Source organism: Kutzneria viridogrisea DSM 43870, assembly GCF_000525635.1.
In the GTDB taxonomy this organism is placed as follows: domain Bacteria; phylum Actinomycetota; class Actinomycetes; order Mycobacteriales; family Pseudonocardiaceae; genus Kutzneria; species Kutzneria viridogrisea.
On record NZ_CP007155.1, the window covers coordinates 2,715,204 to 2,739,980 of the forward strand.

The window sequence follows — 24,777 nt, forward strand, 5'->3', positions numbered from 1 at the left end:
GCCGAATGACCGATGCGTGCCCGGCCGCGAGGCTGAGGCCCGCTCGGCGCCCGGCGCCGTACTGTGTCCGCTGTGGACACCCCGTTCATCGGTTGGCAGGCGGTGCTGCGCAGGCAGTGGCCGATCCTGGTGGCGCTGTCGGTGCTGATGGTGATCGAGTGGGGGGTGCTGCCCGAGCGCTACGGCGGCCGGGCGGCGGCGGTGCTCACCGCGCTGCCCACCGCGCTGCTGATCGGGCTCGCCGTGCTGGCGGTCGCCTACCCACTGGCCAGCGCACTGGGCGCCGCCGTGTTGATCATCGCGGTGACCTCGGTGGAACAGACCCTGCGCATCGTGCTGCACACCGAGTTCAGCCCGGTCTCGCCGGTGCAGACGGCCGCCTGCATGGTGATCATCGCCGTGCTGGTCCGGCTGGCCCCCCGCAACGCCGTGTGGGGCGGGCTGGCCGCGCTGGCCTTCGCGGGCATGTTCGCCGCGATCCGCCAGGCGCTGGTCAGCGGCTGGCGCCCGCAGGACCCCAGCCAGTCCTTCCCCGCCCTCATGCTGGTGGTCCTGGCGATCGGCACCGGCCTGTACTTCCGGGCCCGCGACACCGACCGGGACCACACCATCACCAGCGCCGTGGCCGCCGCCCAGCAGCAGGAGCGGATCGCGCTGGCCCGTGAACTGCACGACGTGGTCGCCCACCACGTCACCGGCATCGTGGTGCAGGCGCAGGCGGCGATGACCGTGTCGGGCAAGGACCCGCTCGCGGCGCACCGGCTGCTGCCCGGCATCGCCGACGCGGGCACCGAGGCGCTGGCGGCGATGCGGCGGCTGGTCGGCACGCTGCGCGAGGAGAACACCGCCGACGCGGCCACCACCGACCTGCTCTCCGACGTGCGGGCCACCATCGAGCAGTCCCGCAACCTGGGTGTGCCGATCCGGGACGAGGTGAGCCTGCCCCGCCCCGTGCCCGGCGAGGTGGCCCGCTCCGTGCTGCGCATCCTCCAGGAGTCGTTGATCAACGTGCACAAGCACGCCGTGACCGCCACCCTGATCACCGTCCAGGTCGCCGCGGGGGAGCACTGGGTGCGGGTGGTCGTCGCCGACGACGGGGCCGAACCGGCCCGTGATCCGGCCGGTGGCTCGGGTGGGTACGGTCTGGTCGGCATGCGGGAACGCGTCGAGCTGCTCGGCGGCCTGTTCTCCGCGGGACGGACCGGGGACCGGGGCTGGCAGGTGCTCGCCGAGCTGCCCCTGACGGAGGTGCGCAGGTGACGATCCGGGTGCTGATCGCCGACGACCAGGAGATGGTGCGCGTCGGCTTCCGGATGATCCTGGAGAACGAGCCGGACATCGAGGTGGTCGCCGACGTGGCCGACGGGGTCTCCGCCGTGCGGATGGCCCGCGAGCTGCGGCCCGACGTGTGCCTGCTCGACATCCGCATGCCCGGGATCGACGGGCTGGCCGCCACCAAGCAGCTGGCCGGACCCGGGGTCACCGACCCGGTCAAGGTGGTCGTGGTGACGACCTTCGACCTCGACGAGTACGTGCACAGCGCGCTGGGCCACGGCGCCAGCGGGTTCCTGCTCAAGGACGCCGGGCCCGCGCTGCTGGTGGAGGCCGTGCGCGCCGCGGTGCGCGGGGACGCGCTGATCTCCCCGCAGATCACGGTGCGCATGCTCGCCCGCTTCACCGAGACCGCCCCCGCGCCCGCGGCCAGCCCACCCGTGCCGCTGACCGACCGCGAGGTGGAGGTGGTGCGGGCCGTGGCCAAGGGCCTGACCAACGCCGAGATCGGCGGCGAACTGTTCATGTCCCTGTCCACGGTCAAGACCCACCTGGCCTCGGTGCAGACCAAGGTGAACGCCCGCAACCGCGTGGAGATCGCCGCCTGGGCCTGGCGCTGCGGCCTCATGACCTGACCGAGCCCCGCCCTGAGCGCTCTGGGGTGCGCGAGTCCCGGCCTGGAGCCTGCGAGTCCCGTCCACCTGTGCGCGAGTCCCGTTCTGAGGAGCGTGAGTCCCGCTCTGGGGTGCGCGAGTCCCGCTCTGCCGCAGCTGAGTCCCGGTCTCCTGCGCCCGAATCCCGCTCTCCCGTGTGCGACTCGCGGCTCCGTCAGAGTTGGTGCCCGTCCGTCGAAGCCCTCAACACCCGCTCAGCGGGATTCGCGCGCCAGTGAGCGGGACTCGCGTGTGGGTGAGCGGGACTCGGGGTACTTGGGGGTAGGTGGATTGCCCGGGAATGCATTTGTGTGACGATGGGTGTCGGCGTGTTCGCTGACCGTGATGCGGCGGCCGATCATTATTACCGGCAAGTATTCGCCGCGTGGTGCAAGTCGATGTGGTAAAGGCCCTTTTGGGCAGGCGTGTGAGACGGCTCATAATGGGTCGCGACGTGCTGATTGCGGGTTTCGCCCCGCCGTTTTCCAGGTCTTTCTCGCTCCAGATAGTTCGGCAGCTATGGCTGCTATAGGAGCTTGTCCGCTTGACGGTGGAATCCGGTTCACATAATTTTCTGACCGCGAACGCAACGGTCGGGGCTGGGGAGCCCGTCGGATGCCGGTGTCCGTTTCGCGAGTTTCGGTGACTAATAGGCTGGGGGAGCTGTGTCTTTGGTTAACATTGATGTCACGTTACGTGACGGTGGCTACCGCAACAGATTCGAGTTCGACCTGGATTACGCCCGCACCCACGCGCGGTTGAGCGTGGCGGCCGGGTTCGACTGGGTGGAGATCGCCTATCGCAAGGGTTCGTTCAAGCCGGTTGCGGACCTGGGGCTGACCGGTCGGGGCGATGACTCCTACATCGCCGCGATCGCCGAGGAGATCGGCCCGGAGCACGTGGGCCTGATCCTGCACCCGCGCAACATCGACGCCGGGGACCTGCCCGCGATGCACCGCGCGGGCGCCCGGCTGGTGCGGGTCTGCGTGCCCGCCGGTGACCCGGGCCCCGCGCTGGACACCGTGCGGCAGGCCAAGGAGGTCGGCTTCACGGTGTGCGTGAACCTGACCCGCGTCTCGCAACTGCCCGCGCGCAAGGTGGTCGAGGTGGCCGCCGCCGCGGCCGACGCGGGCACCGACGTGGTGTACCTGGCCGACTCGAACGGCAGCCTGCTGCCCGCGCACACCGCCCGGCTCGCCACGCTGGTGAAGTCGGTGGTGCCCGGCGAGGTCGGCCTGCACGCGCACAACAACCTGGGCCTGGCCATGTCCAACGCGATGGCCGCGGTGGACGCGGGCGCCACGTGGATGGACTCCTCGGTGCTGGGCATGGGCAAGGGCCCCGGCAACCTGGTGGCCGAGCAGTGGATCGCCTACCTGGACCGGATCGGCGGCGACCGCTACGACCTGGGCACCATGCTGCACCTGGCGGACCTGCTCGGCCGCAGCGTGCCCGAGTCGGCGCCCTCGCTGCCGCTGCCCGACCTGGTGCTGGGGCACTTCGACCTGTCGGTGGAGGAGCGCGGCAGCATCGCGCACTCCGACCACCGGCAGTCCGTGCACGCCGCGCGGGCGCTGGCCGGTGCCGCAGCGGGATGACCGACTCACGTCCGCACGCACTGGTGTTCGCGCCGGTGCTGCCGCAGTGGGACGAGGGACGCTTCTTCGCCACGGTGACCGGCGCGCTGGAGGCGTTTGGCTGCCGCGTCACCGTGGTGGACACCCTTGCCCTGCTTGAGGATTCCATGACCGAGGTGAGCCAGCTCGCACGGAGCTGGCTGCCCCGTATGTCCGAAGTGGACCTACTGGTGGGCAACGCGCTGGGCGGGGCGGTGGCCCAGGCGCTGCTGCCCGACCTGAGGCCACCGGCCACCGTGCTGGTGTCCGCGCCCACCCGGGCCGACCGCGTGCTCGCGGAGCGACTGTCCACTGTGGCCGATCTGGCCGCCGGAGGTGAGCTGTCGCGATCACTCGCGGTGCTGGGCGAGCTGGTCACGGCCGAGGGCGTCGAACCGCCTGTGCACCAACCGGTTCCGGCCGATGAGCAGGCGTGCCGCCGCATCGCCGGTGGCATGCGGCTGCTGCTGGAGGTCGACCTCACCGAGCAGGTGCTGTCCTATGAGGGGCCGCTGATGCACCTGGTCGGCGAACGCTCCCGGTTGGTGACCACCGCGCACCTCGCGGCGGCGGCCCACCACGAGGTGGTCGAGGTGCCCGGCGCGGGTATGCGCCCGCACAGCGACCGCCCCGAGTTCGTCACCGATCACCTCACCCGGTTCGCAAAGGAGAACCTGACCCCATGAAGAGCGTTGCGGTGCTGCCAGGGGACGGCATCGGACCCGAGGTGGTCTCGGCGGTGCTGCCGGTGCTGGACCGGATGGGCCTGCCGCTGGAGTTCCGGTTCGGCGAGGTCGGCTGGACCAGTTGGTGTGAAACGGGCAACGCCGTCCCACAGTCCACTTGGGACCTTCTCGCCGAGACGGACACCTGCCTGCTCGGCGCGATCACGAGCAAGCCGCTGCGCGAGGCCGAGGCGGAGCTGGCCGAGCACCTGCGCGGTACCGGCCTGCGCTACGTCTCGCCGGTGGTGCAGCTGCGGCAGAAGCTCTCGCTGTACGCCAACGTGCGCCCCGTGGCCGATGTGCACGCGGACCGGTTCGCCTTCTCGGTGATCCGGGAGAATACCGAGGGCCTCTACGCGGGCCTGGACTTCCACGGACTGGGCCCGGCACTGTGGGACGTGGTCAAGGACCACCCCAACGCCGCCGCCACCGGTCCGGAGCTGACCAGCGCCACGCTGCGGCTGCAGACCCAGTTCGGCATCGACCGCTTGCTGCGCTTCGGTTTCGAGCACGCCAGGCAGAACGGGTACCGGCTGCTGAGCCTGGCCGACAAGCCCAACGTGCTGCGGGAGAGCAGCAACCACCTGCGTGGCAGGCTGGAGCTGATCTCCCAGGAGTACCCGGAGATCGAGACCGAGATCCTCAACGTGGACGCGCTGGCGCTGTGGATGGTGCGCAGGCCGGAGCGGTTCGGCGTGATCGTGGCCGAGAACATGTTCGGCGACATCCTGTCCGACCTCGGCGCCGGGGTCATGGGCGGGCTCGGGCTCGCGCCCAGCGGCAACATCGGTGAGCACGGCAGCTACTTCGAACCGGTGCACGGCAGCGCGCCGAGCATGGCCGGTCGGCAGAAGGCCAATCCGATGGCCCTGTTCCTGACCGCGAGCCAGTTGCTGCGGCACCTGGACCTGCCCGCGCCCGCCGAGCAGATCCGTTCCGCGGTGCGTGCCGTGGCCCGTGCCCGCCGCGCGGTGACCTACGACCTCGGCGGCACCGCGACCACGCCGGTGGCCGCCGCCGCGGTGGAGAAGGCGTTGTCGGGCACGGTGGAGGTCCGCCAGGCCACGGTGATCGCCGTTGGCGACGAACTGCTCAGCGGGGCGATCGCCGACACCAACAGCACGGCGGTCAGCAAGCTGCTCGACCAGGCCGGGTACCAGGTGCGCAGCCGGGCCACCGTGGGCGACACGCTGGCCGACATCCAGGACGCGGTCCGCGCGCGCATCGGCGTGGACGAGGTCGTCGCGGTGCTCGGTGGCCTGGGCCCCACCTCCGACGACGTGACCCGTGACGGGGTCGCGGCGGCCTGCGGGCTGCCGCTGGAGTTCAGCGAGCAGGCCTGGCAGGCCGTGTGCGCGCGGCTGGAGTCGTTCAACCTGCCCGTGCACGAGGACAACCGGCGCCAGGCCCAGTTCCCGGTGGGCGCCGAACTACTGCCCAACGCCAACGGCACGGCCTGGGGTGCCCGCGTGGAGGTGTCCGGCACCACCGTGCTGATGCTTCCCGGGCCGCCCAAGGAGTGCCTGCCGATGGCGGAGAACGCGGTGGCCGCGCTGCCCGGCGCGACCCGGTCGGAGTCCAGCCGGTGGCGGCTGCTCGGTGTGATCGAGGGGGACATCGCGGCCGACGTGGACGCCGTACTGGCCCCGATCGGCGACCAGGCAAGGGTTTCCTACCTGTGGAGCTATCCGTACGTGGACGTCACGGTGAGCAGGCCCGCCGGGTCCGCGCCGCTGCCCGAGGGGCTGGAGCGGGTGCTCGGCCCGCACACGGTCAGCAGGGACGGCCGTGACGCCTTCGCGGAACTGGCCGCCGGTGGACCGTTCACGCTGTCCACTGTGGACTTGGACTTCGCGGAGAAGGAGTTCCTCAGCGGGGTCGGCGACACCGGGACCGGCCCGGAGCTGTCCATCACTGGCGGCGCCGAGTGGTCGGGCGGACCTACGGAGTTCTCCGGCACGCTCGCGCTGACCGCCGAGGTCACCAGCGGCGGACGTACCAGCACCTACCAGCTCTCGGTGCCCAAGCGCGGGCCGGAGGTGGCCGACAACGCCGCCGCCTTCTTCGCCTGGAGCGCCGCACGCGCACTCAACGAGGGGGAGAAGCCAATGAGCGAGCTTGCGAGCGAATCATTGAGCACAGGGTCAGCGCGAAGCGCTGCGCCGAGCGCCAGCGAGGTGCGGCGATGAGTGATCTCGTCGCGCGACTGTCCGCTTTGGACACGGCAGCGGTCTCGGATGCCTTGGACAGCCTGGGCATCACCGGGGTGCTGCCCGGCATCGCGGCGCGGGTGCCCGGCAGCAGGGCCTGCGGCACCGCCTACACCGTCACCTACGGCCCGGTGCGCGGGGACGGCCCGAAGTTCCGCAACGCCGCCAACTACCTCGACGACGTGCCCGAGGGCTCGGTGGTCGTGGTGGACAACGGGGGCAACACCAGTTGCACCAACTGGGGCTCGCTGCTGACCGCGGTGGCCAGGGCTCGCGGGGTGCGTGGCACCGTGCTGCACGGGTCGGCCCGCGACCTGGCCGAGATCCGCGCGGCGGGCTACCCGCTGTTCAGCACCGGGATCACGATGGTCAGCGGCAAGAACCGGGTGGAGCTGAGCGAGGTCGGCGCCACCGTGGACGTGCACGGCACCCGTGTGCGGCCCGGTGACATCGTGCTCGCCGACGACAGCGGCGTGATCGTCGTGCCCGCGGAGCACGCCGAGGAGGTGGCCGAGCGCGCGGAGCGGGTGGAGGCCACCGAGCGGCGCATCGCCCAGGCCGTGGCCCAGGGGCGCAGGCTGGACGAGGCGCGCGCCGAGTTCGGGTACGCCACCCCGTGGCAGGACAAGGCCGCTGCCAGTGCCTGAGCCACTGGGCCGGTTCGTGGACCTGCACCACCACGCGGGCGCGGACCTGTACCGGCGGCGGCGCTCGGTGCTGGCCACCGGGCGCCGCTACGCCGAGCTGGGCGGCTGGGTGGTGGTGAAGAGCCACCTCGGGTCCACCGCCTCGGCCGCGTGGGAGGCCCGCCAGGAGGGCCTGCCCGTGTCCGGCTCGGTGACGTTGAACCACGTGGGCGGCGGGCTGGAGACGCGCACCGTGGAACGCGCGGTCTACCAGCACGGGGACGACGGACCCGCCCGGCTCGTGGTGTACCTGCCGACACTGGTCGGCGGGGCGCACGCCTCGAAGCTGAACCGGGTGCCGTTCCACCCGCTGCTGGACGTACCCGGGCTGCGCGGCACCCCGATCAGCGCCGAGGGCAGGCTGCTGCCCGAGGTGGTCGAGGTGCTGCGTGCGGCCCGGGACCTGCCGGTGGTCCTCGCCACCGGGCACGCGCTCCGCGAGGACATCCTTCGAGTCGTGGACGAAGTCGTGGCGCTGGGGCTGGACCGCGTGCTGCTGACCCACCCCACGCACCCGATGTGCGGGCTGACCGACCGGGACCTGGCCCAGCTGTCCGGGGTGCCCCAGGTGTACGTGGAGCTGACCGCGCTGACCAGGTTGCTCGGCCACCACGACGGACCGAGGTTCAGCCAGGTGCTGCACGCCCACCCGCGCGTGGTGCACAGCTCCGACCTCGGCCAGCCCGACCAGCCCGACGTGGCCGAGTGGCTGGAACTGTCCGGCCGCTGGTTCGCCGAGGCCGGGCTGACCGCGGACCAGGTCGCCAAGGTCACCGCGGGTGACCCGAGCCTTCTGCTGGCTCTTTGACCAACTCTGAGACAAACCAGGAATCGATCACAGGGGAGTAGTTGTGCCGCTGATCCACGTCAACCAGCCGACCGGGCAGACCACCGAGCAGAAGGCCGCCATCGTGCGTGAGCTGACCGAGGCGTACGTGCGCGCCACCGGCGGCAAGCCCGAGTCGGTCTGGGTGACCATCGAGGAGACCGCCAAGGACAACTGGGGCATCGCGGGGGAGACCCTGACCGCGCGCGCCGCCAAGGCCGCCAAGTAGCACCAGCACGCCCCGAGGCCCGCCCCGCGCCATCACGCGGGGCGGGCCTCGGCGTCTCGTGGGAACGGCCGCTGACCTCGGTTTTGAGTTTTCCTTGATAGCGCGGACACAGCCTTGCCCGGTCAACAGAGCTCCTCTCCCGGAAGGCAGCACCGTGCAGACCACAGCTCCGCGCCCGCTCGCCCGTCTCATCGCCGCGGTGGCCACCGCCGGCGTCGCCGCCGTGTCCCTTGGCGGCATGAGCCTGGCCACCGCACCTCCCGCCGCCGCGGCCGTGGCCAGACCCGCCGTGGCCAACTCCACCGCGGACGGCCCGATCAGCCGGAGCGAGGTGATCACCCGCGCGCAGTCCTGGATCGACCAGCACGTCCCCTACAGCCAGACCAGCTCGTACACCAACCAGTACGGCACCTACCGGCAGGACTGCTCGGGTTACGTGTCGATGGCCTGGCACCTGAGCGGTTCCCGTTGGACCGGCAACCTCGGTGAGGTCATGCACGACGTCGCCCGGTCCGACCTCAAGGCCGGGGACGTGTTGTTCCGGCACGACTCCACCCAGCAGCACGTGGCGCTGTTCCTGCGCTGGAGCGACTCCGCGCACACCCAGCCGGTGGTGATGGAGGAGTACGACTACGGGCACAACGCCGAACAGCGCACCTGGCCGGCCAACTACGCGAACTCCTTCGCTCCCAAGCGGTACAACCGAATCATCGACGACTCCGGTGCGCACGTGACGGTGGTCGGCGACAGCGGCTCGCGGGTGATGTACGCCCGTGGCTCCGCCGGGGACGTCATCGCGAGCTGGCAGTCTCCGGGTTCGGACGGCTACTCGCCGTGGGCCACGCTGGGCGGCAGTGTGACGGGCAACATCGCGGTGACCGGTGCTGCTGGTTCGCGGGCGCTGTTCGCCCGCGGCTCGGGCGGTGACGTGGTGGCGAGTTGGCAGTCTCCGGGGTCGGATGGCTATTCGCCGTGGACGTCCTTGGGTGGCAACGTGTCCAGTGACATCACGGTAGTTGGAGATGCGGGTTCACGGGTGCTCTACGCACGCGGCTCGGCTGGTGATGTGGTGGCGAGTTGGCAGTCCCCGGGGTCTGACGGCTATTCGCCGTGGGTGTCGTTGGGTGGCAGTGTGACGGGCAACATCGCGGTGACCGGTGCTGCTGGTTCGCGGGCGCTGTTCGCCCGCGGCTCGGGCGGTGACGTGGTGGCGAGTTGGCAGTCTCCGGGGTCGGATGGCTATTCGCCGTGGACGTCCTTGGGTGGCAACGTGTCCAGTGACATCACGGTAGTTGGAGATGCGGGTTCGCGGGTGCTGTACGCCCGTGGCGTGAACGGTGATGTAGTGGCGAGCTGGCAGTCTCCGGGCTCGGACGGGTACTCGCCGTGGGTGTCGCTGGGTGGCAACGTAACGGGCAACATCACGGTGACCGGTGCTGCCGGTGCTCGCACGCTGTTCGCCCGTGGCGTGAACGGTGATGTGGTGGCGAGCTGGCAGTCGCCTGGTTCGGACGGCTACTCGGCTTGGGTGTCGTTGGGCGGCAGGGTGACCGGCGATGTCACGGTGACGGGCGCGGCTGGTTCGCGGGCGTTGTTCGCGCGCGGTGGCAACGGCGACGTCACCGCCAGTTGGCAGATCAACGGTGCTGGTGACTACTCGCCCTGGACCAGTCTCGGCGGCAGCCTCGCGGGCTGATCCGCTCCACAGCAAGCAATTCCGGATCCACAGAGGGGACAACTGTGTCTACGCAAGGAAATGCCAAGTTCCGCGGTGCCGTGGCGGCCGGTCTGGCCCTGGCCGGGGTGGTGGGCCTGAACGGGGTCGCCGCCGCCGCACCCAGCGCAGCCAGCCAGGACAGCGCCTACGCCCAGCACCAGCGTGCCCTGGCTGACATCGGCTACACCGCGTGCCACGCCGGTGGCCCGACGGCCCAGGACGGCGCGCTGGCCAACTCGTTGCGTGGCAGGCTGCACGCCAAGATGTCCGGCGGGCTGTCCGCCGAACAGGCCTCCTGCGCCAGAGCGATCGTGAACAGTACGCTCAACGCCGGGTACAACAGCCGTGCCGCGGTGATCGAGGTCGCCGCGACCATCGTGGAGACCAGCATCCTCAACCTCAACGGGGGCGATGCGACGAGCGTGGGCCTGTTCCAGATGCTCGCGGACAAGGGCAACTTCGCCCAGCGCACCGACCTCTGGTACGAGACCAACTGGTTCCTCACCACGATGTCCCGCACCTACCCCAACAACTCCTGGCAGACCAAGCCCGTCGGCGAGGTCGCCCAAGGCGTGGAGCGCTCCGCCTACCCGGACCGCTACCAGCCCAACGCCGAGGACGCGCAGACCATCGTCAACGCGGTCCTGGCCCAGGGCACGACCGCGCCGGTGCACGTGACGGTGACCGGTGACGGCGGCTCCCGCGCGATGTTCGCCCGCGGCTCCCGGGGTGACGTGATCGCGAGCTGGCAGATCAACAGCGGCGGTGACTACTCGCCTTGGACCTCGTTGGGTGGCAACGTGTCCAGCGACATCACCGTTGTTGGCGACGTGGGTTCGCGGGTGCTCTACGCACGCGGCTCGGCTGGTGATGTGGTGGCGAGCTGGCAGTCCCCGGGGTCTGACGGCTACTCGCCGTGGGCCACGTTGGGCGGCAACGTAACGGGCAACATCACGGTGACCGGTGCTGCCGGTGCTCGCACGCTGTTCGCCCGTGGCGTGAACGGTGACGTCGTGGCGAGTTGGCAGTCTCCTGGTTCGGACGGGTACTCGCCGTGGACCTCGTTGGGTGGCAACGTGTCCAGCGATGTCACGGTGGTTGGTGACGCGGGTTCGCGGGTGCTCTACGCCCGTGGCGTGAACGGTGACGTCGTGGCGAGTTGGCAGTCTCCTGGTTCGGATGGCTACTCGCCGTGGGTTTCCTTGGGTGGCAGCGTAACGAGCAACATCACGGTGACCGGCCCTGCCGGTGCCCGGACCCTGTTCGCCCGTGGCGCGAATGGTGATGTGGTGGCGAGTTGGCAGTCCCCGGGGTCTGACGGGTACTCGCCGTGGACCTCGTTGGGCGGCAAGGTGACGGGCGACATCGTCGTCCTGGGTGACGCGGGTGCGCGGGTGCTGTATGCCCGTGGTGCCAACGGTGATGTGGTGGCAAGCTGGCAGTCCCCGGGCTCCGATGGCTACTCGCCGTGGACCTCGCTGGGCGGCAAGGTGACCGGTGACATCACGGTGGCCGGTCCTTCCGGTGCTCGGGCGTTGTTCGCCCGCGGCGCCCTCGGCGACGTCACCGCCAGCTGGCAGTCCCCGGGGTCGGACGGCTACTCGCCGTGGACCTCGCTGAACGGCAGCCTGGCGAGCAGCTGACCACAGCGGTCGGCCCCGGCCACCCGGCCGGGGCCGACCTGCTGCTCAGATCCTGGTGAGCGCGGGCCGCCGCCTCGGCTCGCCCGCCTCCCTGCTGCCGAACCGCTGGAAGACCGCCAGCGCCGCCGCCCACGCCGAGTCCGCCTCCGCGTGCCTGCCCAGAGCCTCCAGAACCGTTGCCAGATCACGGAGACTGCGACCGTGCCACAGCGGGATGTCCAGGGCGCCCCACCACTCCAGGGAACGCTCCAGATAGGACAGTGACTCGGTGAGCCTGCCCTCGGCCAGTTCCAGCTCACCGAGCGTGCGCAGCACCAGCGCCTGACCGAACCCGTCCTGCATCTCGTTGCGCAGGGCCAGCGCCTCGCGCAGCTGCTCGCGGACCGTGGCGCCCAACCCCTGCCGGATCCGCACCTTGGCCAGCGCCTGGATGGCGTAGGGCAACATGGTCGGATCGCCGAAGGCGCGCAACAACTCCAGCGCCCGTTCCACGTTCTCGGCCGCTTCCCCGTAGCGGCCCGCCGCGCGGTGCGCGATGCTCAGCGACCGCAGGACCAGTGCCTCGGCCTGGGTTTCGCCGAGCTCGCGGTAGATGCGCGCCGCCTCGGTGCAGGCCGCAACAGCCCCGTCCAGGTCGCCGAGTTCGGTCAACACCATGCCCCTGCTGTGGCCCGCCCTGGCGGCCAGCTCGGTGCCCGGCACGATCAGCGGCACTGCGGCGTCTACAGTGGACAGTGCTGCGGCGAGTGCCCCGCACTCGCGCTGGACCATGCTCAGCGCCAACCGGCTGCGCACCTGCCCGTCCAGGTCGCCGATCTCCACGTGCAGCGCGAGTGCCTGCTCGTAGTAGTCCACGGCCTCCTCGTGCCAGTCCTGTTCGGACCGCAACCAGCCCAGCCCGCTCAGCAGCTGCGCCTCACCGGACCGGTCACCCGCCCGGCGCGCGCACTCCAGCGCCACGCGGTGCGTGTGCCACCAGAGGTTGAACTGGTTGTGCACGGAGAAAGTCGAGGCCGACAGTGCGACGGTGAGCCGCACCGCCACCGCTGTCAGGTCCAGTTGGCAGGCGCGCTCGACCATGTCCACCAGACTCGCCTGTTCGGACTCCAGCCAGGCCGCCGGATCGCGCAGCAGCACCGAGACCGTTCGCTCCGGCAGGTACTCGCAGTGCTCCTCCGCCACGCCCACCGGCTTGCCTCGTTCGTGCACCCGTGCGGCGGCCCGTTCGACAAGCGTGAGCCAGCACCGCGCCACCCGGTCCACCGCGGCCACCGCCACGGACCGCTGCTCCTCCTGCTCCGCCCGCTCATGGGCGAAGGCCCGGGTCAGGTCGTGCAACCGGTAGCGCGCCGCACCGGACCCGTCCACCCCGACGGTGTCCACCAACTGCGCGTCGGCCAGCGCCTCCACCACGTCCTCGGCCAGCGCCAGCGGCACGTCCAGCAGGGCGCCCACCAGCCAGGCCCCGAAGTCCAGTCCGCCCAGCCAACCCAGCCTGCGCAGGGCCGTGCGCTCCTGCTCGGCCAGCCCGGCGTAGCTCAGCGCGAGACTGCCCCGCACCGCCAGGTCGCCGATCGACAACTCGTGCAGCACCCGTTGCTGCACCCGCAGCCGCCGCACCAGGTTGGCCAGCGGCCAGGTGGGCCGAGCCGCCAGCCGGGCCCCCGCGATGCGTACCGCCAGCGGCAGGTACCCGCACAGCCGCACGAGTTCGCTCGCCCGGTCCGGCTCGCGAGCGGCCCGGTCCGCGCCGACCACCCGCCGCAACAGGCCCACCGCCTCCTCCTCCGGCAGCACGTGCAGGTCCACCTGGTCGGCCCCCTCCAGCGCGGTGAGCCGGGTCCGGCTGGTGATCAGCACCGCGCAGGGCGCCCCGCCGGGCAGCAGCGGGCGGACCTGCCGCTCGTCGGTGGCGTCGTCCAGCACCACCAGCACCCGCCGGTCGGCGAGCAGCGTCCGGTACAGCTCCACCCGCGAATCCAGGTCGGCGGGCATCGCGGTGTCGGCGACCCCGAGCGAGCGCAGGAACCGGACGAGCACCTCGGACGGGTCGGTGGGGGCCTGGTGCACCCCGCGCAGGTTCGCGTAGAGCTGCCCGGCCGCGAACCGCTCGCGCAGCCCGTGCGCCACGTGCACGGCCAACGTGCTCTTGCCCGAGCCGGGCTTGCCGGAGATCGCGCACACCCGCAGGGCCGCACCGCCCCCGGCCGCGTCCAGGCGCTCGCGCACCAGGCCGACCTCCTCGGTGCGGCCGGTGAAGTCGGCGATGTCGGGCGGGAGCTGTTGCGGGGCAACGAGTTTCGGGGGAGCGGGGGGTGCGGGCGCCGAGGGCGGGGCAGCGGCGATCTGGCCGCGCAGCACCTTCTCGTGGATGGCCCGCAGTGCTGGCCCGGGGTCCACCCCGAGTTCCCGGGCCAGCACCTGTCTGCCCTCCTGGAAGGAGGTCAACGCGTCCGCCTGTCTGCCGGCCAGGCACAGCGCCGTCATCAGGTGCCCGCGCAACCGTTCCCGCAGCGGGTACTCCTTGACCAGCGCGGACAGCTCGCCCGCCAGTGCGGGGCCCCGGCCCAGGGTGATCGCCACCTCGAACCGGTCCTCCAGCACGCCGAGGCGCTCCTCGGTGAGCCGGTCCCGCTCGGCCTCCGCCCAGTCGCCCTCGGTGCCGCTCAACACGGTGCCCCGGCACTGGGCCAGGGCCTCGTCCAGCAGGTGTGCCGCCTGCTCGAACCGGCCCTCCTGGATCGCCCGGCGTCCCTCGGCGGCACGGGACCCGAACACGCCGAGGTCGACCTGCGTGCTCGCGGCGGCCAGCCGGTACCCGCCGGGGGTGCGCAGGAGCACCTCCTCGCCCGCGGCCGCCGACAGGCTGCGGCGCAGGGCCGAGACATAGGTGTGCAGCGAGGCCCTGGCGCGTTCGGGGGCGTCGAGCCCCCACAGCGCCTCGATGACCCGCTCGACCGGCACCGCACGGCCGAGTGAGCAGGCGAGCAGTGCGACTAACGTGCGTGGTTTCGGTCCGCCCAACGGCACCAGTGCGCCGTTCACGCGAGCCTCAACCGGGCCGAGAACCCGGAATTCCATCTGTCCCCCCTGGGCATGGTCGCTCGTCAACGCGTGTGCAACACGGGTTCGAGCTGGACGCAGGGGGGACGCCCATTCGGAGAACCGGGCTCAGTGTAGGCGGACCGGGCCCGGGATCAACGGGGTTTCGCCGCGATCCGTCTCACAGCCGCGGCGTGCGCCCCGCCGCGCAGCGCCGCGAGGCCGAACCGCTCACGGGGCGCGTCCCCGTCGGCGATGCGGTGCCAGACCAGGTGCGGATCGGCGCCGACGCTGGTCGCCGGGCGCAGCGCGACCAGACCGGGCACCGAGCGCAGGGTATGCGTGAACAGCGCGTGCCGGTCGCTGTCCACGGTGTGCAGCCGGGGCTGCCAGCCGCGGTCGGCCAGTTCGGCGAGCAGGCCCTTGGCGTAACCGGGGGCGCGGCGCTGGTCGAACCACAGCAGCCGCTGGCCCGCCAGGTCGGCCCAGCTCAGCTCGGCGCGTGCGGCCAGCGGGTGTTCGGTGTGCGTCACCACACCCAGCTCCTGCTCGCTGACCGTGGCGACCTCCACGTCCTCCTCCTCGACCGGCAGCCGGACGATTCCGAAGTCCAGTTCACCGGAGCGCAGCAGTTCCACCTGCCTGCTGGAACTCTCCGAGCGGAATACTATTGATTCCCGCGGCCCGGTCACCGCATTCTCGATATCGGTCAACAATGCCGGGACAACGCCCGCGCACACACCGGCCCGCACCACCCGCGCGGCCGAACCGGCCTCGGCGAGCACCGACTCCAACTCCTCCAGTATCCGCTCCACCCCGCGCCGGAACACCTCCCCGCCCGTGGTCAGCTCCACGCCCCTGGCGTTGCGCGCGAACAGGGTGATACCCAGCCGTTTCTCCAGTCGCTGGATGAGCTGGCTCAGGCTGGGCTGGGCGATGTTCAGCTCCTGCGAGGCCGCCGAGATCTTGCCGGACCTGGCCACCGTGAGGAAATATCTCAGGTGCCGTATTTCCAGACCGTCCAGGTCCTCCATTAATTCCCCCAGATCAGCGCGCCGAACAGCGCACATAGCTTAGCACCTATGGCTGTCATAGCGGCTGAGGACTTCGACACGTCCCCATTTGCGACCTAGCCTCGACGGCGAATCGGCGACCACTTGAAGGAATGCCCATGGCCCCGCAAGCGCCCGCGACACTGACCGCGCCCGAGTCCGCCGCGCCCGTGGCCGGGCAGCCCCGTTCCCCCTTCGCCTTCTGGGTGGTGACCGCCGCAACCGCGCTCGCGCTGGCCGCCAGCGGCACGCCCTCCCCGCTCTACGTGGACTACCAGGCGCGCTGGCACTTCTCCGCCGCCATGCTCACCGTGATCTACGCGCTCTACGCGGGCGGTGTGGTGATCACCCTGCTGTTCGCGGGCGGGCTGTCCGACCGGATCGGCCGCCGCCCCGTGCTGCTGGGCAGTGTGCTCGCCCTGCTCGGCAGCCTCGTGGTGTTCCTGTTCGCCGACAGCACCGCCTGGCTGTGCGTGGCGCGGCTGGTGCAGGGCCTGGCCACCGGCGTGTTCACCGGTGCCGCCGGTGCCGCGCTCACCGAACTGCACCCCAGGCGGGACGCCCGGATCGCCGCACTGGTCAACAGCACCTCCACCTCCATGGGCATCGCCTGCGGGGCGGTGCTCGCCGGTGCGCTGGCCCAGTGGGCGCCGTTCCCGTTGCAGACCCCGTACCTGGTGCTCATGGCCATCGGGCTGGTGCTGCTCGCGGTGATCGCCGCCAAGGTGCCCGAGACGGTGCCGGTGCGTGCGCCGATCCGGGTCGGCACCCTGCTGCGGCCCCAGCGCATCCACATCCCCGCCTCGATGCGCGGGCAGTTCGTGCTCGGCTGCCTCGGCGTGCTGGCCGCCTGGTCGGTCGGCGGGCTGTACCTCGGACTGGGCGGCAACCTGGCCAAGGAGTTGTTGCACATCAACAACCACCTGGTCGCCGGGTTGGTCATCCTCACCGTGCAGGGCGTCGGCGGGCTGTCCCAGCTCGCCTGCACCAAGCTCCCCGCCCGCACGGCCTCCGTGCTCGGCTGCGTCGCGCTGATCACCGGCATGGCCCTCGTCGCCTGCTCGGTGCTGTTCACCAGTGCCGTGCTGTTCCTGCTCGGTGACGCCGTGACCGGTGTCGGCTTCGGCCTGGCGTTCATGGGTGGCACCCGGCTGGTCACCCAGGCGGCGCCCGCCGACAAGCGCGGTCAGGTGCTGGCCACGTACTTCGTCATCGCCTACCTGGCCATCTCCCTGCCGGTGATCGGTGCCGGTGTGGTGTCCACCCAGATCGGGCTGTCCGCCACGTTCTACCTGTTCGCCGCGGTCATGGCCGTCATCGCGCTGATCACCCTGGTGAGCACGGCCCGCTCGAAGCGCTGACCCGCCGCGGGGCGTCAGGAAAGTGCCGTATGAGACATCAGATGTCTCATACGGCACCTTCCTGACATGGGCGCCGCCCGCAGCTCGAGACTGTTCACGACTTATTTTTAGTCGTGTATTGACAGGGTGTTGTGACCGTCGTTACATTCCGGCCAACGGTCGCCCACCCCGCCGCCACGGGGCATCCCCCAGTGCAGCGAGGAGGGTCTTGTGGTTGCAGGACGAGGAAAACGCGCCGTGGTGGCGGCTTCGGTCACCGGGTTGGCGCTGACCGGCGCGGCCCTGGTGACCGCGCCCAGCGCCGCCGCCGCGATCTCGCCGACCAGTTGGTTCACGGTGGTCAGCAACAGCAGCGGCAAGTGCGTGGACGCCCGCGGCGCGGCCACCGCGAACGGCACGGTCGTGCAGCAGTACAGCTGCAACAACTCGGTGGCCCAGCAGTGGCGGTTCCCGGCCACCAGCGACGGCTACGTGCGCGTGGGCAACGGCAACGACGTCAACCAGGTGTGGGACGTCACCGACGTGTCCAAGGCCGACGGCGGGCTGACCCAGCTGTGGAACTACGCCGGTGGCGCGAACCAGCAGTGGCAGCCGGTGGACGAGGGCGGCGGCTCGTTCCACTTCGTCAACCGCAACAGCGGCAAGTGCCTGGACGTGCCCAGTGCCTCGACGGCCGAGGCCGTGCAGTTGCAGCAGTACGCCTGCAACGGCACCTCGGCCCAGTCCTTCACGCTCAAGCAGGTCGGCGACCAGCCGCCACCGCCGGCGGGCACGCCCGACTTCGGGCCGAACGTGTTCGTCTTCGACCCGTCCATGTCCTCCTCGGCGATCCAGAGCAGGCTGAACTCGGTGTTCGCCGCCCAGGAGCGCAACCAGTTCGGTACCAACCGGTACGCGGTGATGTTCAAGCCCGGCACGTACAGCAACGACGTGAACGTGGGCTTCTACACGCAGGTGCTGGGCCTGGGGGCTTCCCCGGACAACGTGACGATCAACGGTGCGGTGCACGCGGAGGCCGACTGGTTCGGCGGCAACGCGACGCAGAACTTCTGGCGTGCCGCGGAGAACCTGTCGGTCACGCCGAGCTCGGGCAGTGACCGGTGGGCGGTCTCCCAGGCGGCCCCGTACCGCAGGATGCACGTGCGCGGCTCGCTGCAACTGGACGACGGCGGCTGGTCCAGTGGTGGCTTCATGGCCGACACCAAGGTGGACGGCCAGGTGCGCTCGGGCTCCCAGCAGCAGTGGCTCACCCGCAACTCGCAGCTGGGCAGCTGGAACGGCTCGAACTGGAACATGGTGTTCGTGGGGGTGAACGGCGCGCCGGGCAACAGCTTCCCGAACCCGCCCTACACCACGGTGGGCCAGGCCCCGGTCGTGCGCGAGAAGCCGTTCCTGTACGTGGACAACGCGGGCGCCTACAACGTGTTCGTGCCCGCGCCGCACAGCAACGCCAGCGGCACCACCTGGACCAACGGCCAGGCGGCCGGCAGTTCGATCCCGATCAGCCAGTTCTCCATCGCCAAGCCGGGCGACTCCGCTGCCAAGATCAACGCGGCTCTGGACGCGGGGCAGAACCTGCTGTTCACCCCCGGCATCTACCACCTGACCGACACGATCCGGGTCACCCGCCCGAACACCGTGCTGCTCGGGCTGGGGCTGGCCACGCTGACCCCGGACAACGGCTCCACCCCGATCAGCGTCGCCGACGTGGACGGGGTCAAGGTGGCCGGGCTGCTGCTGGACGCGGGCCAGACCAACTCCCCGCTGCTGATGCAGGTCGGCGCCCCGGGCTCGACCGCGGACCACTCCGCCAACCCCACCTCCCTGCACGACGTGTTCTTCCGGATCGGCGGGGCCGGGGTCGGCAGGGCCACGCAGAGCCTGGCGATCAACAGCAACAACGTGATCGGCGACCACATGTGGCTGTGGCGGGCCGATCACGGTGACGGGGTCGGCTGGGGCACCAACACGGCCGCCAACGGGCTGATCGTCAACGGCGACAACGTGACGATGTACGGCCTGTTCGTCGAGCACTACCAGCAGTACCAGGTGATCTGGAACGGCAACGGCGGGCGCACCTACTTCTTCCAGAACGAGATGCCCTACGACCCGCCGAACCAGGGCGCCTGGATGAACGGCGGCACGCAGGGCTACGCCGCCTACAAGGTGGCCAACTCGGTGACCAGCCACGAGGCGTGGGGCCTGGGCAGCTACTGCTACTTCAGCAGCAACCCGAGCGTGGTCGCGGCCAGGGCGTTCGAGGTGCCCAACACCTCCGGCGTGCGCTTCCATGACATGGTCACGGTGTCCCTGGGCGGCACCGGAACGATCAGCCACGTCATCAACAACACCGCGGGACCGTCCAACTCCGGCAACAGCGTGGTGAACCTGGTCAGCTACCCCTGACCGGGACCGTCCCGTCGTGGTGTCACGCAGCGTCACGGCGGGGCGGTAAACCTACTCTCGAGTGAGGTCTCTCTCACTCGACCAAGTGCAGACCAAGGTCGATGGTGATCTCCACCCGCGGACCTCCGTGGTGGACGTTGGGCGGAAGCGCATCCGGGTACTCCCAAAGCATTGTTGAGTAGTACCCGACCGTGGAGCCGCCATCATGGGATCGCAGGAAGTACTCATCTCGCCGCCGTCCTCTGGTGGCGCGTCCGCTCCGCCAGACCAGCGCCGTGCACGCACCGTGTCGGTGCCGCACTACGCCTGGGGACCGGTGTCCCTGGTCGCCGGCGGTGTGGCGGTGTTGTTGCTGCTCACCGCGGGTCGCTGGGGCCTGTCCGGGGACGAGCTGTACTTCCTGTCCGCGGGCAAGAACTACCCCGCCTGGGGCTACCCCGACCAGCCGCCGATGCTGCCGATGCTGGCCCGCGCCATGGACGCGCTGTTCGGCGACTCGCTTCTGGGCATGCGGCTGCCCGCCATCGCGGCGACCCTGGTCGCGGTGTTCGCCACCGCCGCGATCAGCCGTGAGATGGGCGGTCGCACCAGGGCGCAGGTGCTCGCGGCGCTGACCGTGGCCACCTCCTTTCAGTTCGTGCAGTCCGGCCACCTGCTGGCCACCTCGACCATCGACCCGCCCTGCTGGGCGCTGGTTGCCTGGCTGGTGGTCCGCTGGGTCCGCACCCGAGGGGGCTGGGCCCTGTTCGGCGCGGCCCTGGTCACCGCGTTCGCCCTACAGGTCAAGTTCCTGATCCCGATCTGGTGGCTGGCCATCGCCGCGGCCGCGCTGGTCTTCGGCCCGCGCAACCTGGTGACCCGCCCGGCGCTGTGGATCGGCGCGATCGTGGCCGTGGCCGTCAACGGGCCCACCCTGTGGTGGCAGGCCCAGCACGGCTGGCCGCAGTTCGAGATCGCCTCCTCGATCTCCCACCTCTACGCGGGCGGCGGGCGGTTCGAGCTGCTGCCGGTGACCCTGCTCTCCGCCGGGGTCGGCGGGGCGCTGCTGCTGCTGTACGGCCTGTGGAGCCTGCTCAGCTCCGCCAAGCTGGTCCAGTACCGGTTCCTGGGCTGGGCCGTGCTGGCCACCACCGCGTTCTTCCTGGTCACCGGCGGTCAGGTCTACTACCTGGCCGGGATCTACGCGGTGTGCTGGGCGGCCGGTGTCACCGCGTTGCAGCACCGCCGCGATTCCTCAGGCCACTCGATCTGGCGCTGGGCCGCCGTGCCGATCTACGTGGTGGGCGCCGCGCTGGTGGTGCAGAGCAGCTTCGCCGACGCGACCTCGCCGATGCCCGCGCAGGCCAACGCCGTGATCGACGTCTACGAGCAGCTGCCAGCCGCCACCCGCGAGCACACCGTGATCATGCCCGTCTCGCACGGCCTGGCCGGCGCCGTGGACCGGTACGGCCCACAGCGCGGGGTGCCGCGCTCCTACAGCGGGGCCCAGGGCTACTGGTACTTCGGCGCCCCGCCCGAGTCGGCGCGCAACGTGGTGTTCGTCGGCTACAAGCAGGAGATGCTCCAGCGCTACTTCACCTCGGTGCAGCAGGTCGGCACCGTGCCGGACGTCGGCACCGGCGACCCCGGCGACGAGGGCAAGCCGATCTGGGTGGCCACCGGCCTGCGCACCACCTGGGCCGACACCTGGCCCGCCTTCCGCATGATGAAGCTGAACGTGGACTGACCCCCACCCCGCGAGTCCCGCTCTCCGGCGCCCGAGTCCCGTCCACCGGCTGCTGAGTCCCGCCCACCGGTCGCCGGTGGGCGGGGCTTGCCGTTTGTCTGGGCGGGATTTGTCCTGGTGTGGGCGGGATTCGCGTGCTCCAGGGCGGGACTCGTCGTTACCTGGGCGGGATTCGCGGACCGGTGGGCGGGATTCCCGCTCCCCGGAGCGGGACTCGTGTGCTCCAGGGCGGGATTCGCGGTCGCCTGGGCGGGACTCGCGGGGGCGTAGCCTGCTGGGGTGGATCCGAAGACCTGGGCCGCTGACGAGGTGCGGCGTTACCTGTCCGACGGGATCGACGCCAGCGACACCGAAGGGGCGTCGGGCACCGGCAAGCGTGCGATGGTGCTGGGTTCGACCGGGCCGTTCGCGCAGTTGGCGGGGCGCAGGGCGCTGGAGGCCGGCGGCAGTGCCGTGGACGCGGTGATCGCCACCTCGCTGGCGCAGATCGCACTGGCGGCGGGCTCATGGGTCAGTTACGCGGGCGTGTTCGTCATGGTGCACTGCCAGGCGGGCCGGACCGACTCGCTCAGCGCGGGTTTCGCCACCTTCGCGGTGGAGGACGACCCGGCGAGCATCCCCAGGGCGCCGGAGCCCAGCGGGCGCACGGCCCTGGTGCCGGGCTTCATGGCCGGGGTGGCGGCGGCCCACGAGAGGTTCGGCGTGCTGCCGTGGCCGGACCTGTTCCAGCCCGCGATCCACGTTGCGGAGCAGGGGTTTCCGGTCGGCTTGGTGCGTGAGCGGCAGTTCGCGATGCGCGCTGACGTGCTGCCCGAGTCGTTCCGGGCCAAGCGCGGCGAGCTGTTCCGCCAGCCAGAGCTGGCCGAGACGCTGCGGGGCGTGGCGGCCGAGGGCGCCGACTGGATGTACCGGGGCCCGTGGGCGCGTGAGTTCGTGGACGTGGTGCGCGCGGCGGGCGGCAAGGCCACTCTGTCCGATTTGGACACCTATGAGCCGGTCTGGTCCGAACCGCTGCGCGCGCGGTTCCACGGGCACGAGGTGCACACCGGGAGCAAGTCCCTGGTGCAGGCGTTGCGCGCGGCCGAGGGCGTGGGCGATCCGCTCACCGACCCGCAGGCCCTGTACGAGCTGATCGGCATCTCACGGCAGAGCACGCGCCCGGGCAGCCACTCGGACTTCGTGCTCGCGGTGGACGCCGAGGGCAACGTGGCCGCCGCGTGCCACTCGATCAACACCAGTCTGTGGGGCTGTACCGGCCTGTTCGCCGGGGGCGTGTCCATCCCCGACGCGGCCTCGTTCCAGCAGCAGGTCCTGGCCGGTCTCGGGCCGGGGCAGCACGTGCCGTTCCCGGCGAACCCGGCGATCGTCCTGCGCGGGGGCCGTCCGGTGCTGGCCTCCAGCAGCATCGGAGCGGGCCTGCACTGCGCCACCCTCCAGTGTCTGCACGCGGTGCTGGGACTGGGTGTGCCGGTGGACGAGGTGGTGCGGCGGCCCCTGTTCCACGGCCCGGACTACCTGGCCGGGGACACGGTGAACACCCCGCTGGAGGACCGGATCAAGGGCAAGCGGGTCGGTTCCACCTGGCAGCAGGCGCTCGCGCGGGCACGCGAGTCGGGGGTGCCGCAGGAGCAGGCCTGGGACGCCGTGATGGCGGCCATCCCGCAGGTGATCGAGGACCGGTTCGACCCGGAAGTGGTGCGGCGCACCGAGGAACTGGGCCAGCGCCTGTCGGTGCGGCCGATCACCGAGCGGACCATTCCGCGCGGGTTCTGGGGCGGCATCGGCATCGGCGACCGGCTGACCGGCGGACGCACCCCGTTCTCCGGGGGCCGGATCGAGGGGATCTGAACCGCGCTCCATGCTGACTGATCGTGACCCGGGAACACGCTCACGGCGTTGATCGCGAGGTTCGGCTGGCGACCTCGACCCTGACCACGCCGAGCACCGCCTCCGCGATGATCTGGGCGACGTGCCGGTCGGTGTCGTCGTCCAGATCATCGATGATGTGCACGACCCCGTCCTGGACGGTCACGGTCCAGCGGTCCGCACCGCCGTAGTCGGCCAGCCGGGAGCAGACCGCGCTGCGGATCACGGCGTCCTCCCTGGCGATCACGCGGAGCAGGTCGCGGCGGGTGACGATGCCGACGACCTCGGCGCCGTCCACCACGGGCATGCTGCGCACGTGGTCGTCCAGCATCATGCGGGCGATCGCCGAGCAGTCGGTGCCCGGGGGAATGGCCACCGCCGGGGTGCTCATCACCTCCCCGACGGTCGCGGCGGGCTGGGCCTGCTTGGTGACCGCGCCCCAGATCCGGGAACGTGGGTCCACCGGGACCCGGTCGCGCAGCACGTCGGCCTCGGTGACCATGCCGATCAGACGCCCGTCCTCGTCGACCACCGGCGCGGAGGTGAAACCCTTGTCCGCGAGCACGGCGGCGGCCTGTTTGACCGGTAGGTCCTGGCGCAGCACCACAACCGGGCTGCTCATCACGTCCTGGGCCCTCACTGGACGACTCCTCGTGTTCTGCGGGGTGGGACGGCCGCCCTCCGCGGTGTCCTCCTCGGCTCCACGATGGGTGGTGGACCCGGTCCGCCGACACGGCACAAAGTCCCTTGGCACTGGGCCGTTCTCCGCTCCCGATCGCGCCCACCGCGTGCCGCGCGCCAAGGCGTGTACTGCTACTGCGGTCTGAAGACTTGTTTGGACAGTCCACAAGCGACTGTCACCCGAAGTTCCTGGCGATGACCACCGGGCATTCGGCGTGGTGCACCAGGGCGTGGCAGGTGGACCCGAGCAGCGCCCCGGTCAGGGTGTTCCGCCCGCGCGAGCCGACCACGAGGAGCCGGGCGTGCTTGGACTGCTCGACCAGCGCGTGGCCCGGCCGATCGTTGACGAGCAACCGCTGGACGGCCACCTGCGGGTACTTGTCCTGCCAGCCGTTCAGCCGTCTGCCGAGCAGTTCGCGCCCCGCCGCCACCATCGCGTCGGTGTCGGTCCCGATCACCACGACCCTGTTCCGCCAGGTGTGCACGGCCAGCAGCGGCACGTCCCTGCTGCGCGCCGCGTCGAAGGCGAACTCGATCGCCTCCTCGCTGGTCGACTCGTGCACGCCGAGCACCACCGGCCCGTCGGTCGGTGTGCCGGAGCGCACCACGGCGACCGGGCACCTGCCGTGTGCCGCCAACGCCATCGCCGTCGAGCCGACGACCATGCCGGTGACGCCGCCGGTGCCCCGTGATCCCAGCACGAGGAGCTGGGCGGTGGCCGACTGCTCCACCAGGGTGCGCACCGGCGTCAGGCGGGTGAACACGGTGGTCACCTCGACGCCGGTCACCGCCTCGCCCGCGGCCTTCAGCTCGGCCCGGCACTGGGCCACCAGCGCCTGGTCGAAGGACTTGGGCAGCGGCACCAGGTGCGGCACGTCCGCCTGCGGCGGCGGACAGGCCCGCACGACCACCAGGTCGGTCCCCCTGCGGGTGGCCTCCCTCGCCGCCCACCCGGTCGCCCGTGCGGCCGACTCGGAGCCGTCGTGGCCGACGACGATCGGTTTGCTGATCATGGGTTCCCCGTTCGCTCGGCTCCGCCGTCGTGCGCGTTCCTCCATGCCACAGC

The 24,777-nt window shown here is 71.0% G+C and carries 18 protein-coding genes; 14 read left to right on the top strand and 4 right to left on the bottom strand.

Translation table 11 applies throughout. The annotated features are described in order from the left end of the window. Nucleotides 1-72: 72 nt before the first annotated feature. The 10 genes from KALB_RS12370 (at nucleotide 73) to KALB_RS12415 (ending at nucleotide 11,577) form a co-directional block, all read left to right on the top strand. On the top strand, nucleotides 73-1,260 hold the full coding sequence (locus KALB_RS12370; RefSeq protein ID WP_025356028.1) for a sensor histidine kinase: 1,188 nt from the start codon (nucleotides 73-75) through the stop codon (nucleotides 1,258-1,260). Then, nucleotides 1,257-1,907 carry a response regulator gene (locus tag KALB_RS12375; RefSeq protein WP_025356029.1) on the top strand — a complete coding sequence of 217 codons (651 nt, stop codon included), beginning with the start codon at nucleotides 1,257-1,259 and terminating at the stop codon, nucleotides 1,905-1,907. Before KALB_RS12370 ends, KALB_RS12375 begins: the two co-directional genes overlap by 4 nt. A gap of 689 nt (nucleotides 1,908-2,596) precedes the next feature. Then, entirely contained in the window at nucleotides 2,597-3,523 is a 927-nt protein-coding gene (locus KALB_RS12380) for a hydroxymethylglutaryl-CoA lyase-like TIM-barrel protein (protein ID WP_158510741.1), read from the top strand. Further along, a complete protein-coding gene (locus tag KALB_RS12385; protein WP_025356031.1) occupies nucleotides 3,520-4,227 on the top strand; it encodes an alpha/beta fold hydrolase in 708 nt (235 codons plus the stop codon). The genes KALB_RS12380 and KALB_RS12385 overlap by 4 nt, the downstream gene beginning before the upstream one ends. Then, nucleotides 4,224-6,455: an isocitrate/isopropylmalate family dehydrogenase gene (locus KALB_RS12390; RefSeq protein WP_025356032.1), complete on the top strand. Its 2,232-nt coding sequence runs from the start codon at nucleotides 4,224-4,226 to the stop codon at nucleotides 6,453-6,455. The genes KALB_RS12385 and KALB_RS12390 overlap by 4 nt, the downstream gene beginning before the upstream one ends. Further along, nucleotides 6,452-7,123, top strand: coding sequence for an RraA family protein (locus tag KALB_RS12395; RefSeq protein WP_025356033.1), 672 nt, complete (start codon nucleotides 6,452-6,454; stop codon nucleotides 7,121-7,123). The genes KALB_RS12390 and KALB_RS12395 overlap by 4 nt, the downstream gene beginning before the upstream one ends. Beyond that, nucleotides 7,116-7,970: a DUF6282 family protein gene (locus KALB_RS12400; protein ID WP_025356034.1), complete on the top strand. Its 855-nt coding sequence runs from the start codon at nucleotides 7,116-7,118 to the stop codon at nucleotides 7,968-7,970. Before KALB_RS12395 ends, KALB_RS12400 begins: the two co-directional genes overlap by 8 nt. 43 nt (nucleotides 7,971-8,013) lie before the next feature. Continuing rightward, a complete protein-coding gene (locus KALB_RS12405; RefSeq protein WP_025356035.1) occupies nucleotides 8,014-8,217 on the top strand; it encodes a tautomerase family protein in 204 nt (67 codons plus the stop codon). A gap of 154 nt (nucleotides 8,218-8,371) precedes the next feature. Further along, nucleotides 8,372-9,913, top strand: a complete 1,542-nt coding sequence (locus tag KALB_RS43825) for a PLL family lectin (protein ID WP_025356036.1) — start codon at nucleotides 8,372-8,374, stop codon at nucleotides 9,911-9,913. Nucleotides 9,914-9,957: 44 nt separating this feature from the next. After that, nucleotides 9,958-11,577: a DUF8189 domain-containing protein gene (locus KALB_RS12415; protein ID WP_148309449.1), complete on the top strand. Its 1,620-nt coding sequence runs from the start codon at nucleotides 9,958-9,960 to the stop codon at nucleotides 11,575-11,577. A gap of 45 nt (nucleotides 11,578-11,622) precedes the next feature. On the opposite strand, the gene KALB_RS12420 is transcribed toward KALB_RS12415, so the two are convergent. Then, entirely contained in the window at nucleotides 11,623-14,622 is a 3,000-nt protein-coding gene (locus KALB_RS12420; RefSeq protein ID WP_236650241.1) for an AfsR/SARP family transcriptional regulator, read from the bottom strand. A 152-nt stretch (nucleotides 14,623-14,774) separates the two neighbouring features. Continuing rightward, a complete protein-coding gene (locus KALB_RS12425) occupies nucleotides 14,775-15,653 on the bottom strand; it encodes a LysR family transcriptional regulator (protein WP_025356039.1) in 879 nt (292 codons plus the stop codon). A gap of 137 nt (nucleotides 15,654-15,790) precedes the next feature. Here KALB_RS12425 and KALB_RS12430 point away from each other — a divergent pair, with 137 nt between their 5' ends. The 4 genes from KALB_RS12430 to KALB_RS12445 all read left to right on the top strand — a co-directional run bounded on the left by KALB_RS12430 (nucleotide 15,791) and on the right by KALB_RS12445 (nucleotide 23,012). Further along, a complete protein-coding gene (locus KALB_RS12430) occupies nucleotides 15,791-17,032 on the top strand; it encodes an MFS transporter (protein ID WP_025356040.1) in 1,242 nt (413 codons plus the stop codon). A 210-nt stretch (nucleotides 17,033-17,242) separates the two neighbouring features. Then, the gene (locus KALB_RS12435) at nucleotides 17,243-19,438 is read left to right on the top strand and encodes a pectate lyase-like domain-containing protein (protein ID WP_420811821.1); all 2,196 of its coding nucleotides are present in this window, start codon (nucleotides 17,243-17,245) and stop codon (nucleotides 19,436-19,438) included. Nucleotides 19,439-19,643: 205 nt separating this feature from the next. After that, nucleotides 19,644-21,164 carry an ArnT family glycosyltransferase gene (locus KALB_RS12440; RefSeq protein ID WP_081789311.1) on the top strand — a complete coding sequence of 507 codons (1,521 nt, stop codon included), beginning with the start codon at nucleotides 19,644-19,646 and terminating at the stop codon, nucleotides 21,162-21,164. A gap of 279 nt (nucleotides 21,165-21,443) precedes the next feature. Further along, nucleotides 21,444-23,012 carry a gamma-glutamyltransferase gene (locus KALB_RS12445; RefSeq protein WP_025356043.1) on the top strand — a complete coding sequence of 523 codons (1,569 nt, stop codon included), beginning with the start codon at nucleotides 21,444-21,446 and terminating at the stop codon, nucleotides 23,010-23,012. Between the two features lie 40 nt (nucleotides 23,013-23,052). Here KALB_RS12445 and KALB_RS12450 read toward each other — a convergent pair whose 3' ends face one another. Together KALB_RS12450 and KALB_RS12455 are read right to left on the bottom strand one after the other, a co-directional pair. After that, complete coding sequence (locus KALB_RS12450; protein WP_025356044.1) at nucleotides 23,053-23,670, bottom strand: CBS domain-containing protein; 618 nt, start codon at nucleotides 23,668-23,670, stop codon at nucleotides 23,053-23,055. Nucleotides 23,671-23,887: 217 nt separating this feature from the next. Next, the gene (locus tag KALB_RS12455) at nucleotides 23,888-24,724 is read right to left on the bottom strand and encodes a universal stress protein (protein WP_025356045.1); all 837 of its coding nucleotides are present in this window, start codon (nucleotides 24,722-24,724) and stop codon (nucleotides 23,888-23,890) included. Nucleotides 24,725-24,777 lie beyond the last annotated feature (53 nt).

Bases quoted from the DNA above. Each gene is read 5' to 3' on its own strand.
- KALB_RS12385 (WP_025356031.1), top strand. From the start codon at position 3,520: ATGACCGACTCACGTCCGCACGCACTGGTGTTCGCGCCGGTGCTGCCG.
- KALB_RS12390 (WP_025356032.1), top strand. From the start codon at position 4,224: ATGAAGAGCGTTGCGGTGCTGCCAGGGGACGGCATCGGACCCGAGGTG.
- KALB_RS12395 (WP_025356033.1), top strand. From the start codon at position 6,452: ATGAGTGATCTCGTCGCGCGACTGTCCGCTTTGGACACGGCAGCGGTC.
- KALB_RS12425 (WP_025356039.1), bottom strand. From the start codon at position 15,653: ATGGAGGACCTGGACGGTCTGGAAATACGGCACCTGAGATATTTCCTC.
- KALB_RS12430 (WP_025356040.1), top strand. From the start codon at position 15,791: ATGGCCCCGCAAGCGCCCGCGACACTGACCGCGCCCGAGTCCGCCGCG.
- KALB_RS12440 (WP_081789311.1), top strand. From the start codon at position 19,644: ATGGGATCGCAGGAAGTACTCATCTCGCCGCCGTCCTCTGGTGGCGCG.
- KALB_RS12455 (WP_025356045.1), bottom strand. From the start codon at position 24,724: ATGATCAGCAAACCGATCGTCGTCGGCCACGACGGCTCCGAGTCGGCC.